The sequence below is a fragment of the Bradyrhizobium manausense genome (assembly GCF_018129685.1).
GTDB lineage: Bacteria > Pseudomonadota > Alphaproteobacteria > Rhizobiales > Xanthobacteraceae > Bradyrhizobium > Bradyrhizobium manausense_D.
Genome location: NZ_JAFCLG010000001.1, coordinates 1,055,904 through 1,072,903 on the forward strand (window position 1 = coordinate 1,055,904; position 17,000 = coordinate 1,072,903).

The window sequence follows — 17,000 nt, forward strand, 5'->3', positions numbered from 1 at the left end:
CGGCGTCTTGCGTTCGGACGTCGCGGCACACGCATTGGCTTGCGGGATGGGTTGCGCGTGGCCAGATTGCGTTGCACAAGTGAGCCGATGATAGCGCAACCGTCGCCCGCCACTGCCTGGACCCGCTCGAAGCCGCCGTTGTTGCGGTTCCTCGACACGTGTCTCAATGAGTTCTCTGCCGAGACCTCCGGTCACGTCGCGGACTACATTCCCGAATTGAGCAAGGCCGACCCTGCCCATTTTGGCATCAGCCTTGCGACACTGGACGGCCATGTCTACGAAGTCGGCGACTCCAGGGTGCCGTTCACCATCCAGTCGATGTCGAAACCGTTCGTGTTCGCGCTGGCGCTGGATCTGCTGGGCGCGAACAAGGTCGAGGGCGCGATCGGCGTCGAGCCGTCAGGTGATCCCTTCAACTCGATCCGGCTCAATTCCGAGAACCATCCGTTCAACCCGATGGTCAACGCCGGCGCGATCGCGTGCACCGGGCTGATCCATGCCAGCAAGGGCGACGCGGCGTTCGAGCAGATCAGGCTTGCGCTCAGCCGCTTCGCCGGGCGCGACCTCGGCGTTGATGAAGCGGTCCACGCCTCGGAGAGCCAGACCGGCGATCGCAACCGCGCCATCGGCTACCTGCTCAAGACCAACGCGGTCATCTCGGACGATGTTGCCGGCGTGCTCGACGTCTATTTCCGGCAATGCGCGGTGCTGGTCACCGCGCGCGACATTGCGGTGATGGCGGCAACGCTCGCCAATCGCGGCGTCAATCCGGTCACGGGCGAGCAGGTGCTGAGGCCGTATGCGATCTCGCGCACGCTGTCGGTGATGACCTCGTCCGGCATGTACGACTACGCCGGCGAATGGATCTACCGGATCGGCATCCCCGCCAAGAGCGGGGTCGGCGGCGGCATTCTGGCGGCGCTGCCTGCCCGTCTCGGGCTCGGCAGCTATTCGCCGAAGCTCGACAAGCACGGCAACAGCGTCCGCGGCATCAAGGTCTGCGAGGCGCTGTCCTCGCACTACGACCTGCACATGCTGAACCGCAGCGACGACGCCCGCAACGCTGTCATCGCCGACTACGACATCGGCAAGAGCCCGTCCCGCCGCGTCCGCCGTCAGCAGGAGCGCGACATCCTCGCCGCGCATGAGCAGGATGTGCGGATCATCGAACTGGTCGGCACACTGTCGCTTTCGGCGGTCGACTACGTCTCGCGCCGGCTGGCAGAACGGCCGCGTCCGCAATTCGTGATCTTCGACCTGCACCGCGTCACCTCCACCACCCGCGCCGGCGCGCGGCTGATCGCGGAGGCGTTCGAGGATCTCGCCGCACTGAATGTGACCGTCGTGCTCTCCGGTGTCAGGCGTGCGTCGAAGGAATGGAATACGCTGCGGGAGTGGACCGCGGAGCTGAAGAACGTCCGCGACTTCTATCTGCTCGACACCGCGATCGAATGGGCGGAAGACCAGATCGTCTACCGCCATGGCGGCTCGATCGATTTTCACGAGACCACCGAGCTGTCCGAACAGCCGCTGCTCGACGGCCTCAGCGCCGAAGAGCTGACCGATCTCGCCTCGATCTGCACGATCAAGACCTATCAGTCCGGCGCAAAGATCGTCACGGCGGGCGATCCCGCTGATGCGCTGTTTTTCCTGCGCAGCGGCGCGGTGCATGTCACCCTGCCCGACGGCATCAGACTGGCAACGCTCACCGCCGGGATGGCCTTTGGCGAGATGGCGCTGATCGAGACAAGCCGCTCGGCCGACGTGTTCGCGGACATGGCCGCGACGGCGTTCGAGGTGCCGCTGAAGGATTTCGAGCGTTTCCGCAGGCAGCACCCGCGCGCCTCCGAGCGCATCATGCGCAATCTGGCGCAGCTGCTCGCCGATCGCCTGATCGTCGCCAACACCAAGGTCGATATTTTGACCTCGACGTAGGCATAGAGCTGGGGCATCGACGTCCCCACAGCGTCATGGCCGGGCTTGTCCCGGCCATCCACGCCTCGCCACGCAGTACGAAGAACGTGGATGCCCGGGACAAGCCCGGGCATGACGACCTCTTGTGAATGAACCTCTTACCTTGCTCAGCGGCCTGCCGCCTCGCTGATCCGCCGTTTGATCTTGGCTGCGCTGGCTTTCAGCAATTCGGATGGCTGCTGGCCGGTCGCGGCGCACAGGCAGGCCCAATAGTAGATGACGTCGCCGAGCTCTTCGACGAGACCGGCCTTGTCGAGCCAGTCGTCGCGGAGCAACTTCTTGATATGCTCGGCGACCTCGCCGGCTTCACCGGCAAGCCCAAGCCCGAGGTAGGACAGCCGCTCGTTCGAGGGATGCTCATCGACTTTCGCGATGGTCGCAGCCCAGGCCGCATATTCATCGATCGTCATGACCATCCCTCGCAAGCCGGGCCTGGATCAGCCCACCACTTCAGTGACCGGCTGGAGATCGATCTCGAACGTCTCCAGGAATTTCGAGGTCATGATGTAGAAGCCGACCGAGAGCTGCAGCTCGACCAATGCTGCCGGCGTCAGCTTCGCGGCGATCGCCTTGAAGGTCGCGTCCGTCGGCTTCCTCAGCTTGACGATCTCGTCGGTGAAGGCGAGCGCGGCGCGCTGGGTCTCGTCGAAGCAGCTCGCCGCCTGCCAGTTCTCGAGCGCCTCGTTCTGCGCATCGGTAACGCCGACATTCTTGCCGATGCGCTTGTGCGCGATGATCTCGTACGGCGCCTCGCACAGAATGCCGGTGCGCGTGATCGCTAGCTCCCGCACGATCGGATCGAGCTCGCCCTTGTGCCTGATCGCGCCGCCGAGCCGGCAATATTGCTCGAAGTAGCTCGGCGAATGCGACATCATGCGGAAGATGTTGGCGTTGCGGTTCTTGTCGAGAATTTCGCGGGTGCGGTCGGACGCCTTGGACGGATCGCTGTAGTCGATGCGGGCCATGAGGGAATTTTTTCCTTGAGCTTTTGATGCTTGTTGTCGTTGTCGGGGCAAGTTCCCAAAAACTGTATTCGCACCGCGACGCAGGAGCAACATCATCGAGTCAAATTGCCGCCGCATTGCTGATCGACCTTGGCACAGTCGATATTCGCCGCATGGGGACTTAATTGCAGCGAATACTCGAAGTGGGGTGTTCCGAGTAAAATAATTGGCCGTCGGGTGCGCAGTGCGCGCAACGATGAGTCACGCCCAAGTCTAGGGAGAAAATGGCATGAAGGAAGCCACCAAGGGGGCGGCCTCGGAATCGCTCGCGCATGTGCTGGCGGTGATGGCAATGCTCGTCATCGCCAGCATATTATTCTACGCGCGTTGAGTTGGAGTTTTAGAGTTTTCGTCATTCCGGGGTGGCTCTCGCACAAGCCAGGCCCAGAATACCCGTTCCAGGCTCGGTCGTATGACCGCCCCCGAATGACGGAATCCCGTTACGCCTCCTTCGTAAAGAAAGGCACGAGCTTACCGGCGAACGGCTTGAAGCTCGCGGTGACCGTGTCGCCGATGGCAAGGCCATTCTCGCCATGGGCCATCATCCGAAAACCCTCGGGGCAATCGACCAGCAGGATGTTGTAGGGCACGAGCGCCCGCGTTTCGGGCGTAGCTGCGCGGCAGACCAGCGAGGTCGCGTAGACCCTGCCCCTGCCGCTGGCGCGCCGCGCTCGCGGATCGGCCGCGCCACATGCGGCGCAAAAGGCGCGGTGAAAATACTGCACATGGCCGCACGCGCCACAGGTCTGAAATGTGATCGCCTGCTCGCCCTTGGTCCAGTCCGCTAGACGTTCGCTCATCGCACGCGCTCCAGAAACATGCTGACATGGGACGACAGCACGCCACCGTCGCCGTGCAGGAGCGCGATGGAGGCATCGCGCACCTGGCGGCCAGCCGCCCGGCCCGTCATCTGCAAATGCGCCTCGACCAGATGCGCCATGGCGCCGCCGACCCCGCAATGGCCGTAGCTGAGCAGGCCGCCATGGGTGTTGAGCGGCATCGCGCCCTCGCGGCCGAAATGACCGGAGCGCACGCGTGCCGCCGCTTCGCCGCGGCCGGCCAGACCGAGGTCTTCCAGCAGCATGGCGAGGGTAATGGTGAAGCTGTCGTAGATCGCAGCGTAGCGCACGTCGGAGATCGTAAGGCCGGCGGCCTCCTTGGCGCGCGCGATCGAGATCTCGGCGCCGAGCGCGCTGAGTGCCGGCGCAGCCGTGACGTGCTGATGGGTATGCGCCTGGGCGCAGCCGCGGATGTGGACGCCGGCCTCGCCGGTCCGCTCGCGGCTGATGACGAAGGCGGCGCCGCCGTCGGACACCGGACAGCAGTCGAGCAGTTTCAGCGGCAGCGCCACCGGCTTCGAGGCCATGACGTCGGCGACCGTGATGGGATCGTGGAATTGCGCGCCGGGATGGGCGCAGGCGTGCGCACGCATCAGCACCGCGAATTCGGCGAGGTCTTGTTCGGTGACGCCGTATTCGTGCATGTAGCGCGTGGCAACCAGACCGTAATAGGCGGGAATGGTCGGCCCCAGCGGCACCTCGTAATCGGGATGCCCGACCTGCGCCAGCGCCTGGATCAAGGCGTCGCGGCTCTGCCCGGTGAGGCGGTTCTCACCGGCAACCACGAGCACGTTACGGCAGACACCTGACGTAACGAGGTGATGCGCGAGCATCGTCATCGCAAGGCCCGTGGCGCCGCCGACTTGGACGGCATGGGCGTAGGACGGACGAATGCCGAAATGCTCGGCGAACACGGTCGCCAGCATGATGTGCGGCGAGACGGTGGAGTAGCCGCAGAGAATGCCGTCGATCTCGGCGCGCTTCAGCCCGGCATCGTCGAGTGCTGATTGCGCGGCCTTGCTCATCAGGTCGAGCGAGGATGAGCCTTCGTGCTTGCCGAAAGGTGTGAGGCCGACGCCGGTGATGAAGCTCATGATGCGAACCTCGCTGTCATTCCGGGGCGATGCGAAGCATCGAACCCGGAATCTCGAGATTCCAGGTTCGATGCTTCGCATCGCCCCGGAATGACGGATGAGAGAGTTTGCGTCATCACTTCCCCTACTCCGGCGCCGAGCGCGTGATGCCATCGCGCACCATCGCCACGATCTCGTCGGCGGAATAACCGATCTCGCGAAGAATCTCCGCGCCGTGCTCGTTGAGCCGCGGCGCGAGACGGACCGGCTCGGCTTCGGTGTCCGACCAGGTTGCCGTCACCTTCATGCTGCGGATCGGACCTTCGGTCGGATGGTTCACCACCGGGAAGAAGTTCGTCGCCTCCAGATGCTCGTCGTGCAGGATCGAGGCGAGGTCGTGCATCGGCATGACAGGCACGTCGGCCTTCGTCAGAAGCTCGATCCATTCGGCGGTGGTGCGCGTCTCGAAGATGCGGGCGAGCTCGGCATAGACGACGTCGATATTGGCGGCGCGGCCGGCAAAGGTCGCGAATTTTGGATCGGCGCGCAAATCGTCGCGCGCCGTGGCCTTGAAGAAATTCTCCCACTGCTTGTCGTTGTAGACGATGACGCTGAGATAGCCGTCGGACGTCTTGTAGGGCCTGCGGTCGCGCGAGAGGTGGCGGGCATAGCCGCCCTTGTCGAGCGGCGGCTCGTAGGTGAGCCCGCCCATGTGATCACCCATGACAAAGCCGGCCATGGTCTCGAACATCGGAATGTCGACGCGCTGGCCGCGGCCGGTGCGGTCGCGATGCACCAGACTGGCGCAGATCGCACCGACGGCCGTGAGACCGACGATGCGATCGACCAGCGCGTTCGGCACGTAGCGCGGCACGCCATCTCCGGTCTGCGCCATCAAGGCGGGGAGCGCCGTCGCGCCCTGGATCAGATCGTCGTAAGCAGGCTTGGCCGCGTAGGGCCCGTCCTGACCGAAGCCGAACACACCGGCATAGACGAGGCGCGGATTGATCGCGGAGACGACGTCATAGCCGAGCTGAAGCCGTGCCATCGCCTGCGGACGGACGTTGTAGACGAGCACGTCCGCGTCCTTGAGCAGCCGCAGCACGGCGTCGCGACCGGCGGGCTTCTTCAGATCGAGGCAGATCGATCGCTTGCTGCGGTTGGTGTTGAGGAACACCGGGCCCATGCCGGCATGCCGCATCGGGCCGATCAGGCGAGTGACGTCGCCATCGAGCGATTCCACCTTGATGACATCAGCACCGTAGTCGCCGAGCATCTGGGTCGCATAGGGGCCCATCAGCACGGTGGTCATGTCGACGACCTTGATGCCCTTCAGCGGCCCCATTGCTTCACTCCCGATTGCGCGGGATTTCGAAGCGGCCCCGCGATATCGGTCCAGCTAAAGCCACCGGTGCCGTGCGCGCAAGGGCGGACGGCGTATGGCCGCATGCGCAGCGATGGCTGCTATTTCTTCTGGCGGGATTCGCGGATTTTCATCAGCCGATCGAGCTCGTCGTTCTGCTGGTTGATGCGGTCGGCGATGCGCGACTCGCTCTGCTCGCCGGAAGCGGCGGCAGCCTGCTCGATCAGCTGGCGGATGTTGTCCTCGAGGATCGCGATGCGATCGTTGAGGGCGTCCATCGACAGTGAATCTTCGTAATCATTGCTCATGATGCATTCCCTGCAAATCAATCAGAGCGGTAGGGTGGGCAAATCGAAGCGTGCCCACCATGATCTAGCGCAAGGAGCGTAGGGTGGATTAGCCGAAGGCGTAATCCACCTCTTCACTTTCCACGCAGACAGAGAAGAGGTGGGTTACGCTACGCTAACCCACCCTACAAGCCTCACTTCAGCGGCTCCAGGATGGAGACGTAGTTGGCGACGGCGGCGCCGCCCATGTTGAAGATGCCGCCAAGCCTGGCGTTCTTGAGCTGCATGCCCTCGGGCGCCTGGCCTGCGAGCTGCATCGCGGTCATCACATGCATGGAGACGCCGGTGGCGCCGATCGGGTGTCCCTTGGCCTTCAGGCCGCCGGACGCGTTGACCGGCAGCTTGCCGTCCTTGAGGGTCCAGCCTTCCTTGATGGCGCGGGCGCCCTGCCCCCTGGGCGTCAGGCCCATTGCCTCGTATTCGATCAGCTCGGCGACGGTGAAGCAGTCATGGGTCTCGACGAAGGAGAGATCGGAGAGCGTCACGCCGGCCTTCTCCAGGGCGCGCTGCCAGGCAACCGTGCAGCCCTCGAACTGGAGGATGTCGCGCTTGGACATCGGCAGGAAATCCTGGGCATGCGCGGTCGCGCGGAAGCCGATCGACTTGCCCATGGTCTTGGCGGTTTCGGCATCGGCTAGAACCAGCGCGGCCGCGCCATCCGACACCAGCGAGCAATCGGTGCGCTTCAGGGGACCGGCGACATAAGGGTTCTTCTCGCTTTCGGCGCGGCAGAAGTCGAAGCCGAAATCCTTGCGCATCTGGGCGAAGGGATTGGCGACGCCATTCTTGTGGTTCTTGGCCGCGATCAGCGCCAGCGCATCGGACTGGTCGCCGTATTTCTGGAAGTAGGAGCTGGCAATCTTGCCGAACACGCCGGCAAAGCCGCCAACGGTGTCGCCGTCCTCGGGCAGGTAGGACGCCTTGAGCAGGTTCTTGCCGATCTCCGGGCCAGGCGTGCGGGTCATCTGCTCGACGCCGACCACCAGCACGATCTTGGCCGCGCCAGCGGCAATCGCGCGGAGGCCCTGGTGAACAGCGGCGGAGCCGGTGGCGCAGGCGTTTTCGACGCGGGTTGCCGGCTTGAAGCGCAGCTTCGGGTCGGCCTGAAGCACCAGCGAGGCGGTGAAATCCTGCGCCGAGAAGCCGGCGTTGAAATGGCCGAGCACGATCTCGTCGACATCGGACGCCGAAATGCCGGCATCGGCCATCGCCTCGTTGGCGACGCGGGTGACGAGGCTTTCGACGGTTTCGGTGTCGAACTTGCCGAACGGCGTATGCGCCCATCCGACGATGCTGGCGGTCATGGTCTTCCCTCCCTGGGTCTTTTGCCTGACCTAAGTCTTAGCTCAGGGATGGCAAGACTTCACGCAGGTTTAAGGGCCTGGAGGGTGCGCTGGCAGATGGCAGTTATGCCGGCCCAGTTCCCGCTCCTGATCTCCGCCGCCGGGCACAGCCAGGAACCGCCGACCGCTACCACGTTGGGCTCGGCGAGCCAGGTCGCCGCATTGGCCTCGCCCACCCCGCCGGTCGGGCAGAACCGCACGTTCGGGAACGGCCCGCCAAGCGAGCGCAGGCCCTTGATGCCGCCGGCCTGCTCGGCCGGGAAGAACTTTGTGACGTCGAAGCCGTAGGACAGTGCCATCATCAGCTCGGACGCCGTGGCGATGCCCGGCGCAAACGGCAGGGAACTGTGGGTGGCGGCCTTCAGGAGGTCGGGGGTCAGGCCGGGGCTGATGCCGAACGCGACGCCGAGCTTCTCGACGCGGACGAAATCGGCCGGATTGAGAATGGTGCCGATGCCGACGACGGCGTCGGGGACTTCGGACATGATCGCCCGCGCCGCCTCGATCGCGATGGGGGTGCGCAGGGTCACCTCCAGCGTGCGCACGCCGCCGGCCACCAGCGCCTGCGCCAGCGGCACGGCGTCCTGGATCCGCTCGATGGTGAGGACGGGAATAACAGTCGCGGCCTTGAACAGCGCGACGAGGTGGTTCTGTTGGGCAGAAGTGGTCATAGGGCCTCAATTCCTTGCTAGGCCTAACGCAAGCCGGCCAAACCGGCAATGCTTCAACGGCTCTTCAGATGCAACTCTCAAGGGCCTAGGCAGTCGCAACTGCAGCGAAAAATGACCTTTGGTTGACATCGTGAGGCGCAGCTCCATTGACGACAACGCGAAACAGACTCTTGGCGGACTCGCTGGTTTGCCTTGACCGGTTGTATTCGTCGATGCTGGTCGCCAATGCCCTACCGAGGGCCGCCATTTCCACTGGCTCTTCGGCCAAAAGCTCAGAAAATCCCGAAATCATAAGGACGAAGCGCGAGGAATTAAGCCAATCCAAATCTCCGAGGCATTCAGCAAGAGCTGCATAGTTCTCACCGAAATAGTATGGAAACTGGCAGGCCGCAGAGAATTCGTCGAACACCCCGGCCAAGGTCCTCATCTTACGGCCTCGAACAAACCGTACCGACGTGGCAGGATCATCACGCGCTAGCTTCCAGCCATATTCGCAAAAGTCTGAGTCGCTCATTTCGACCAAAGTGAGTGCTTCCTTGTGTCTCACCATGGCTTGCTCCAAGCATTGCTTACGGCTTTAGGAAGTGGCCAATGCGGCGGTCACCTGCACAGTCCCAAATCTTCTATTTGGCTTGGCGCGACGCGGTCTGCCGGTGCCGCTTCTTCGGCGGCATGGCATAGCCCGGAATGATGGCGCCGGGATAGCAGATCACGAGGCTGGCGAGACGGTGCCCGGCCTGGGCGGCCTCGACCGGATCGGAACCGGCGAGCCGGGCTGCGATATAGGCCGCTGCAAAGCTGTCGCCGGCTGCGGTGGTGTCAACGACCGGCCTGGTCATTGGCTCGGCGTGGACCTCGTGGGTGCCGCCCGGGAAGCGCAACAGGCTGACGGGCTCGGCAAGGCGGAACACCAACTCCGGCGTCGGGATGCGCGCCATCAATTGCTCGGGACTTTCGCCAGGATAGAGCGCGAGCAGATCCTCGGCCGAGGTCAGCACGATGTCGGCAGCGGCAAAGGCCGCGGCGAAGACCTCGCGGGCGACGTCGCGATCCGGCCAGCCGCGCGCGCGGAAATTGGTGTCAAAGACGAAACGCGTGCCGAGCAGGCGCGCGCGCTTGATCGCCGCGAACAAACGATCCCGCCCCGCGGCGTCGTAGATCGAAAGCGTGATCGCGGAGAGATAGACAATGTCGTAGCTCATCAGCGAGTTGAGGAGCTCGTCCGTCTCCGGCAGGCTCATCAGCTGCCGCGCCGCCGCACTGTCGCGCCAGTGGAAGAACTGGCGCTCACCATTGGCATCGAGCTGGATCATGTAGAGGCCGGGCAACTTGCCCGGCAGCCGCACGACGCGGCGGGTGCCGACGCCCTCGGCATTCCAGGCCGCGATCATCTCCTCGCTCATGCCGTCGTCGCCGAGCGCGGTGAAATAGTCGACCTTGACCTCGAGCCGCGCCAGATACACCGCCGTGTTGAGGGTGTCGCCGCCGAAGCCGCGCGAGAACAGGCCACCGCCCTGCCCGGCAGACTGCCCACCTTGAGCCTGCCGGAGCTCGACCATGCATTCACCGATGCAAGCTACGCTCGCCATCGTCATATCCACGCTGTTCGTCCGCTAGGTCAGGCAACGAAATTGCCGCCCAGTTCGTCGTCGATGTGAATGCGGATGATATCGTCGAACGTCTTCTCGGCGGTGGTGAAGCCGAGCTCGAGCGCCCGCTTGGGGTTGAAGTTGCGCGGCCAGCCGCCGACGATGCCGACGATGAAGGGATCGGGCTCGCGCTTGATACGGGCTGCGACCTTCTCGCCCGCGACGCGCTTCAGGGCCGCGATCTGCTCGCCGACCGTCGCCGACAGGCCGGGCATGGTCAGGTTGCGACGCGGGCCGACCGTGGCGAGGTCCATTGTGCCGGCGTGCAGCAGGAAACCGACGGCCGAGCGCGGCGTGGCGTGCCAATGACGGACGTCCTCGGACACCGGAAGGATCGCCTCCTTGCCGGCGAGCGGCTCGCGCAGGATGTTGGAGAAGAAGCCCGATGCCGCCTTGTTGGGCAGGCCGGGCCTGATGCAGATGGTCGGCAAGCGGATGCCGATGCCGTCGAGGAAGCCGCGGCGCGAGTAATCGGCCAGCAGCAACTCGCCGATCGCCTTCTGGGTGCCGTAGCTCAAGAGCGGGGTGTGGAAGAATTCGTCGCCGATCGCGTCCGGGAACGGCGCGCCGAACACCGCGATCGAGGACGTGAACACCACGCGCGGCTTGTAGCCGCCGCCGACGAGCCTGACGGCATCGAGCAGCATCCGGGTGCCGTCGAGGTTGATGCGGTAGCCCTTGTCGAAATCGAGCTCGGCTTCACCCGAGACGATGGCGGCGAGATGAAAGATCACGTCCGGGCGGCCGGCGATCAGCTTCTCGGCGGCGCCGGGAACGGCGAAATCGCCCGAGACTGTTACGACGGGGAAACCGGCCTTCTCCGGCTTTTTGGGCTCGACCACGTCATGCATGGTCAATTTGGTGATGTCGCTCTTGCCGAGCCGGCCGTCGCGCAAGAGACGTTCACACAATTTGCGGCCGACCATGCCGGCAGCGCCCAGAACCAGAATGTGCAAGAGCTCAACTCCTTCTTATTGGCCGGAACGCGCCGCTCTCGAAAAATGTTGGCGCGTTCTCAGGCAGGCCGCGCGGGTCATTCCTTCACGGCGCCGGTCATTGCCGACACATAGTACTCCACGAAGAAGGAATAAAGGATAACTACGGGGACCGAGCCGGTCAGGGCCGCGGCCATCAGGGCGCCCCAATGGTAGACGTCGCCGTTGACGAGCTCGGTAATGGCGCCGACCGGAATGGTCTTGTTCTCCGACGAGGAGATGAAGGTCAGCGCGTAGATGAACTCGTTCCAGGACAAGGTGAAGGCGAAGATGCCCGCCGAGATCACCCCCGGCAGCGACAGCGGCAGGGTGATCTTGACCAGGATCTGCAGCCGCGTGGCCCCGTCGATCAGCGCGCATTCCTCCAGCTCGTAGGGGATGGTGCGGAAATAACCCATCAGGAGCCAGGTGCAGAACGGGATCAGGAAGGTCGGATAGGTCAGGATCAACGCCAGATTGCCGTCGAACAGTCCGAGCTGGAATACGATCGCCGCCAACGGAATGAACAGGATCGAGGGCGGCACCAGATAGCCGAGGAAAATGGCGAGACCGACATAACGCGAGCCGGTGTAGCGGAGGCGCTCGATCGCATAGGCGGCGCAGACGCTGGCGAACAGCGAGATGAAGGTCGAGGACACCGAGACGATCACGGTGTTCCACATCCAGAGCGGATAGTCAGTGTCGAAGAACAGCTTGGTGATGTGCTCGAACGTCGGATGCACGATCCAGAACGGATTGTACTTCTCGTAGTCGTACATCTCCGCGTCCGGCTTGAATGTCGCGACCGTCATCCAATAGAACGGGAACAGCAGGAAGACGACGATCAGGCCGAGCGGAAGGTAGACGCGGAGAAACTTCCGCGGAAAACTTTCGAGGTAGTCCATTCCGACGCTTTGGTCGTCCGCGGTGCTCATGGTCAGTCCCTTCCGCCCTGCTGCCAGCGGGAGCGCTGAAGTCCGAAGAAGCTCAACAGGATTGCCGCGACCAGGAACGGGATCATTGCGTTCGAGATCGCCGCGCCCTCGCCGAGATTGCCGCCGGTGATGGCGCGCTGGAACGACAGCGTCGCCATCAGATGCGTGGCGTTGATCGGGCCGCCGCGCGTGATGGTGTAGATCAGCTGGAAGTCGGTGAAGGTCATCAGCACCGAGAACGTCATCACCACCGCGATGATCGGCGACAGCATCGGCAGCGTGATATGGCGGAATCGCTGCAGATTGGTAGCGCCGTCGAGATTGGCGGCCTCGTAGAGCGACGGCGAGATGGTCTGAAGGCCGGCAAGCAGCGTGATCGCCACGAACGGCACGCCGCGCCAGATGTTGGCGGCGACCACCGACCAGCGCGCGTTCCAGGGGTCGCCGAGGAAGTCGATGTAACGCGTGATCAGGCCGGCCTTGATCAGCACCCAGGAGATGATCGAGAACTGGCTGTCATAGATCCACCAGAACGCGATGGCCGAGAGCACGGTCGGCACCACGAAGGGCAAGAGAACGATGGCCCGGATCATCGATTTGAACGGCAGGCGCTCGTTGAGCAGCAGCGCGAGGTAAAGGCCGATCGCGAATTTCACGATGCTGGCGGCGACCGTGTAGAAGATGGTGTTGAACACCGACAGCCAGAACACGGAGTCCTTCGCGAGCGAGACGAAGTTGCCGAACCCGATGAAGCGCCCGACCCCGCCGATCTTGGTGTCGGTCATGCCGAGCCAGAGGCCGAGCGCCAGCGGATAGGCGAGAAACAAAACAAGGATCGCTATCGCCGGCACCATGAACATCGCGCCGAGAAAGTTGCGGCTTTCAAACGCTCGCGACCACAGGCTGCCACGCCTTTCAGGCACGGCAACAGGCTCGGCCATAACAGCCATATCGGACTCCCCTCGACGAACAGTCGTGACGTCCGGCGCGCCGGACGCCACGCAGATTGGAGCTGATCAGACCTGGTAGTAGCGCTTGGCACGCTCGGCGGCGCGCTTGGCTGCTTCCTGCGGCGTGGCCGAGCCGGAGGCGGCTTCGGCGAACATGTCGACCACAACGAAGTCGCCCATCACGGCAGCCGAAGCGTAGCCGAGATCACCGGCATAGCCGTTGTCGCGGCAGCGCTTGAGGCAGTCGCGATACGGCGTGATCTTGGGATCGGAGGTCCAGACCGGGTTGTCGTTGTAAGCCGGGAGCGGCGGCGAGACGTAGCCGTTGGAGGCGACTTCCCACGCGTCGTAGTTCTCCTTGTCCATCATGAACTTGATGAACTCCTTCACCGCCTTCGGATATTTCGAGTGCTTGTAGCCGTAATAGACGAGGACGTTCTGCTGCTCGGTCGACACACCCACGGGGCCGATCGGCATCGGCGCGTGGTTCATGTCCTTGGCGATCTCCTGCTGCTTCGGATCGGGAGAGTTCTTGCCGACCGTCCAGATCGAGATGCCGTTCAGGGTGAGGCTGAGTTCGCCGTTCAGGAACGCCTTGTTGTTGTTCGAGTCGTTCCACGACAGCACGCCGGGGATGAAGGTCGCATAGAGCTGCTTGACGTATTCGATCGCGGCGATGGTCTCGGGCGAGTCGATCACGACCTCGTTCTTGTCGTTGACGACCTTGCCGCCGAATGCCCACAGTGCCCACTGGCACCAGCCATTGGCGTCGCCCGTGGCATGGCCGAGCGCGAAGCCGGCCGGCGTGTTGTTCTTCTTCAGGGCCTGGCACAGCTTGAGGAAGCCGTCGGTGTCCTTGGGGAATTCCTCGAAGCCTGCGGCCTTCACGTGGCTGATGCGGTAGTTCAGGCAACCACCGGTCGCGCCCTGCGGGATGGCGATCCAGTTGTTGCCCTTCTTGCCATAGCGCTCGGCCACCGGATACCAGCCGCCATATTGCTTGCCGAGATAGTCGGCGACGTCGGTCACGTCGATCAGCTTCTCGGGAAATTTGAAGGGATCGTCGAGCGTGCCGACGATGAGATCGGGACCGGCACCGACATTGGCGGCAACCGCAGCCTTGGGGCGGATGTCTTCCCAGCTCTCGGCCTCGAGCTTGACCTTGATGCCGGTCTTCTCGGAGAACTTCTTGGTCTGCTCGGCGAATTTGTCGAACTCGGCCTGGATGAACTGCTTCCAGCGCAGCACGCGGATCGAAGCATTCGGCTCCGGCGTATTGGTCCACTCCGCAGCCCGGACGGGGACGATACCTGGGCCAGCCAGCAGCGCTGCGCCCCCCAGGCCGGCTTTAAGCACACTTCGCCTGTCGAAATCGCTCATGGTTTTCTCCCTTATTTTTTAATTTGTATTTGGTCGTTCTGAAGTCGCTAGAGGCGTTTGCCTGTCGCCTGGTCAAACAAGTGAATCACGTCCGGATCGGGCTTCAGCTTGACCTTGTCGCCCGGCTGGAACGTGTGCCGCTCACGGAACACCGCAACGACCTGCTCGCCACCGACCTTCGCAAACACCTGCGTCTCCGAGCCGGTCGGCTCGACCACGACGATCTCGGCATCGGCGCCGTCGTCGGCAAGGGTGAAATGCTCGGGACGAACGCCGTAGACCACGGGCTTGCCGTCCGATGCCGCCGGCGCGCTCTTGAGCGGCAGCTTGACGCCGTTCGGTCCTTCGAAGGTCGCAACGCCGTTGACGCGGATATGCCCCTTCAGGAAATTCATGGCCGGTGAACCGATGAAGCCGGCGACGAACTGATTTTCCGGCTTGTCGTAGAGCTCGAGCGGGGTGCCCATCTGCTCGACGATGCCGTCATGCATCACGACGATCTTGTCGGCCATGGTCATGGCCTCGATCTGGTCGTGGGTGACGTAGACGGTGGTGGTCTTGAGCCGCTGGTGCAGCTCCTTGATCTCGGTCCTCATGGCGACGCGCAGCTTGGCGTCGAGGTTCGACAACGGCTCGTCGAACAGGAACACCTGCGGATCGCGCACGATGGCGCGGCCCATGGCGACGCGCTGGCGCTGGCCGCCGGAGAGCTGGCGCGGGTAGCGCTCGAGCAATGGGGTCAGCGCGAGAATTTCGGCGGCGCGCTTGACGCGCTTGTTGATCTCGTCGGCGCCGGCGTTGCGCAGCTTCAGCGAGAAGCCCATGTTTTCGCCGACCGTCATGTGCGGATAGAGCGCGTAGTTCTGGAACACCATCGCAATGTCCCGCTCCTTGGGCTGGACATTGTTGACGACGCGGTCGCCGATGGAGATCGTGCCCGACGTGATGTTCTCGAGGCCTGCGAGCATGCGCAGAAGCGTCGACTTGCCGCAGCCGGAGGGGCCCACCAGGACGACGAACTGGCCGTCCTCGATCGGGATCGACACGCCGTGCAGGACTTCAAAATTGCCGAACGATTTCCGCACGTCGCGGATTTGCACAGACGACATCTAGGCTCCCTCCTCCGACTTAGGCGACGCAACCGTGGCGCCGCCACCGTCTTGTTTTTTGAACTTCGCCGACCCGAAGTCCTTCGTAACGTGGGACATTGTCGGCAGTTTGTGCGGCTTTGGCAATTTGTCTTTGGTTAGTCGCTGCTGGTAGCGCTGTCAACGTTCCTTTGTTTGCGGGAACGACTGTGTTAAGAGCAACAAATGGGTCGAAAGCGCACCAAGTCCGGCAAGATTCGGTTGGCGGAAGTCGCCGAGCTCGCTGGCGTGAGCCCGATTACGGCGTCCCGCTTCTTCCGCAACCCCGAAGCGCTGTCGGTCGCCAAGCGAACGCGGGTCGAAAGCGCGGCCCGGGAGCTCGGCTATGTGCCTAATCTTGCGGCACGCGCGCTGGCGTCGCAGCGCACCGAAGTGATCGGTGTCTTGATTCCGTCACTGACCAACAACGTATTTTCGGATGTGCTACGCGGCATCTACGACGCCTCCGAAGGCAGCCGTTATTCGATCCAATTGTCCAACACACGCTACTCTATCCTCCAGGAGGAGAAGCTGCTGCGTCTGTTTCTGGCGCAGAAGCCGGCGGGGCTGATCGTCACAGGCATCGATCAGACCACGGAATCGCGCGCGATGCTGGAGGCGGCCGAGTGCCCGATCATGCAGATCATGGAGATCGGGCCCAATCCGGTCGACATGATGATCGGCTTTTCCCATTATGATGCGGCGCGCGCGGCGATTGCGCATCTGTTCGACCAGGGCCGCCACAGGGTCGGATTCGTCGGCGCACGCATGGACCCGCGGGTGCAGCGCCGGCTCGACGGCTACGGCGCCGCCATGAAGGACGCCGGCCTGTTCGACCAGAGACTGATCGTGACGACGGCGACGCCGACCTCGGTCACGCTCGGCGGCGCGCTGTTCGCCGATCTGCTCGCGCGCGAACCCGACATCGACGCGGTGTTCTGCGCCAATGACGATCTTGCACTCGGCGTCCTGTTCGAATGCCGCCGCCGCGACATCGCGATCCCCGACCAGATCGCGATCGTCGGCTTCAACGATCTCGAATTCATGGCCGCCTCGGTGCCGACACTGACGAGCGTACGGACCAACCGTTACGAGATGGGCAGCACCGCTGCCGCGATGCTGATCGAGGCGATCGAGGGCAAGCGTCCGGAGCGGCCCGTGCTCGATCTCGGCTTCACGGTGATCGAGCGGCAGAGTTCGCAGACGCAGCGTCAGGCGGCGAGCCCCCGCGCGGGCGAATGGATGCCAGCCGCACAAAATGATAGCGTTACCAACGAGCCGTGAGTAAGATCGCAACAACGAGGGAACGTTCGCCAGCAGGCGGGCCGCCATATCATGCCCGCACTGCCGGGCAGCGCACCACTCGACATC

General features: G+C 63.5%; 17 protein-coding genes. 2 read left to right on the forward strand and 15 right to left on the reverse strand.

Annotated features, from left to right (window positions below):
• The first annotated feature begins 87 nt into the window (after positions 1–87).
• A complete protein-coding gene (glsA, locus tag JQ621_RS05230; protein ID WP_212233319.1) occupies positions 88–1,935 on the forward strand; it encodes a glutaminase A in 1,848 nt (615 codons plus the stop codon).
• Positions 1,936–2,081: 146 nt separating this feature from the next.
• Here glsA and JQ621_RS05235 read toward each other — a convergent pair whose 3' ends face one another.
• The 15 genes from JQ621_RS05235 to JQ621_RS05305 all read right to left on the reverse strand — a co-directional run bounded on the left by JQ621_RS05235 (position 2,082) and on the right by JQ621_RS05305 (position 15,611).
• The gene (locus JQ621_RS05235) at positions 2,082–2,384 is read right to left on the reverse strand and encodes a nucleoside triphosphate pyrophosphohydrolase family protein (RefSeq protein ID WP_212233320.1); all 303 of its coding nucleotides are present in this window, start codon (positions 2,382–2,384) and stop codon (positions 2,082–2,084) included.
• A 27-nt stretch (positions 2,385–2,411) separates the two neighbouring features.
• Positions 2,412–2,939, reverse strand: coding sequence for a carboxymuconolactone decarboxylase family protein (locus JQ621_RS05240; RefSeq protein ID WP_212233321.1), 528 nt, complete (start codon positions 2,937–2,939; stop codon positions 2,412–2,414).
• A gap of 479 nt (positions 2,940–3,418) precedes the next feature.
• Positions 3,419–3,778, reverse strand: a complete 360-nt coding sequence (locus JQ621_RS05245) for a Zn-ribbon domain-containing OB-fold protein (protein WP_212233322.1) — start codon at positions 3,776–3,778, stop codon at positions 3,419–3,421.
• Positions 3,775–4,911 (reverse strand): thiolase family protein, encoded by a 1,137-nt coding sequence (locus JQ621_RS05250; RefSeq protein WP_212233323.1) that lies wholly within the window; start codon positions 4,909–4,911, stop codon positions 3,775–3,777. Before JQ621_RS05250 ends, JQ621_RS05245 begins: the two co-directional genes overlap by 4 nt.
• A gap of 124 nt (positions 4,912–5,035) precedes the next feature.
• A complete protein-coding gene (locus JQ621_RS05255) occupies positions 5,036–6,235 on the reverse strand; it encodes a CaiB/BaiF CoA transferase family protein (RefSeq protein ID WP_212233324.1) in 1,200 nt (399 codons plus the stop codon).
• A 119-nt stretch (positions 6,236–6,354) separates the two neighbouring features.
• Complete coding sequence (locus JQ621_RS05260; protein ID WP_212233325.1) at positions 6,355–6,561, reverse strand: hypothetical protein; 207 nt, start codon at positions 6,559–6,561, stop codon at positions 6,355–6,357.
• 173 nt (positions 6,562–6,734) lie between these two features.
• Positions 6,735–7,904, reverse strand: a complete 1,170-nt coding sequence (locus JQ621_RS05265) for an acetyl-CoA acetyltransferase (RefSeq protein ID WP_212233326.1) — start codon at positions 7,902–7,904, stop codon at positions 6,735–6,737.
• Between the two features lie 59 nt (positions 7,905–7,963).
• The gene (gene eda / locus JQ621_RS05270) at positions 7,964–8,614 is read right to left on the reverse strand and encodes a bifunctional 4-hydroxy-2-oxoglutarate aldolase/2-dehydro-3-deoxy-phosphogluconate aldolase (RefSeq protein ID WP_212233327.1); all 651 of its coding nucleotides are present in this window, start codon (positions 8,612–8,614) and stop codon (positions 7,964–7,966) included.
• 85 nt (positions 8,615–8,699) lie between these two features.
• Positions 8,700–9,164, reverse strand: a complete 465-nt coding sequence (locus JQ621_RS05275; protein ID WP_212233328.1) for a barstar family protein — start codon at positions 9,162–9,164, stop codon at positions 8,700–8,702.
• Positions 9,165–9,237: 73 nt separating this feature from the next.
• Positions 9,238–10,203 carry a sugar kinase gene (locus tag JQ621_RS05280; RefSeq protein ID WP_212233329.1) on the reverse strand — a complete coding sequence of 322 codons (966 nt, stop codon included), beginning with the start codon at positions 10,201–10,203 and terminating at the stop codon, positions 9,238–9,240.
• Between the two features lie 29 nt (positions 10,204–10,232).
• Positions 10,233–11,219: a D-erythronate dehydrogenase gene (denD, locus tag JQ621_RS05285; protein WP_212233330.1), complete on the reverse strand. Its 987-nt coding sequence runs from the start codon at positions 11,217–11,219 to the stop codon at positions 10,233–10,235.
• A gap of 77 nt (positions 11,220–11,296) precedes the next feature.
• Positions 11,297–12,172, reverse strand: coding sequence for a carbohydrate ABC transporter permease (locus tag JQ621_RS05290; protein WP_212233331.1), 876 nt, complete (start codon positions 12,170–12,172; stop codon positions 11,297–11,299).
• Between the two features lie 2 nt (positions 12,173–12,174).
• Positions 12,175–13,122, reverse strand: a complete 948-nt coding sequence (locus JQ621_RS05295) for a carbohydrate ABC transporter permease (protein ID WP_212233332.1) — start codon at positions 13,120–13,122, stop codon at positions 12,175–12,177.
• Between the two features lie 66 nt (positions 13,123–13,188).
• A complete protein-coding gene (locus tag JQ621_RS05300; RefSeq protein ID WP_212233333.1) occupies positions 13,189–14,502 on the reverse strand; it encodes an ABC transporter substrate-binding protein in 1,314 nt (437 codons plus the stop codon).
• A gap of 47 nt (positions 14,503–14,549) precedes the next feature.
• Complete coding sequence (locus JQ621_RS05305) at positions 14,550–15,611, reverse strand: ABC transporter ATP-binding protein (RefSeq protein WP_212233334.1); 1,062 nt, start codon at positions 15,609–15,611, stop codon at positions 14,550–14,552.
• A gap of 204 nt (positions 15,612–15,815) precedes the next feature.
• Here JQ621_RS05305 and gntR point away from each other — a divergent pair, with 204 nt between their 5' ends.
• Positions 15,816–16,913 carry an HTH-type transcriptional regulator GntR gene (gene gntR, locus JQ621_RS05310; protein ID WP_212233335.1) on the forward strand — a complete coding sequence of 366 codons (1,098 nt, stop codon included), beginning with the start codon at positions 15,816–15,818 and terminating at the stop codon, positions 16,911–16,913.
• Positions 16,914–17,000: the final 87 nt, after the last annotated feature.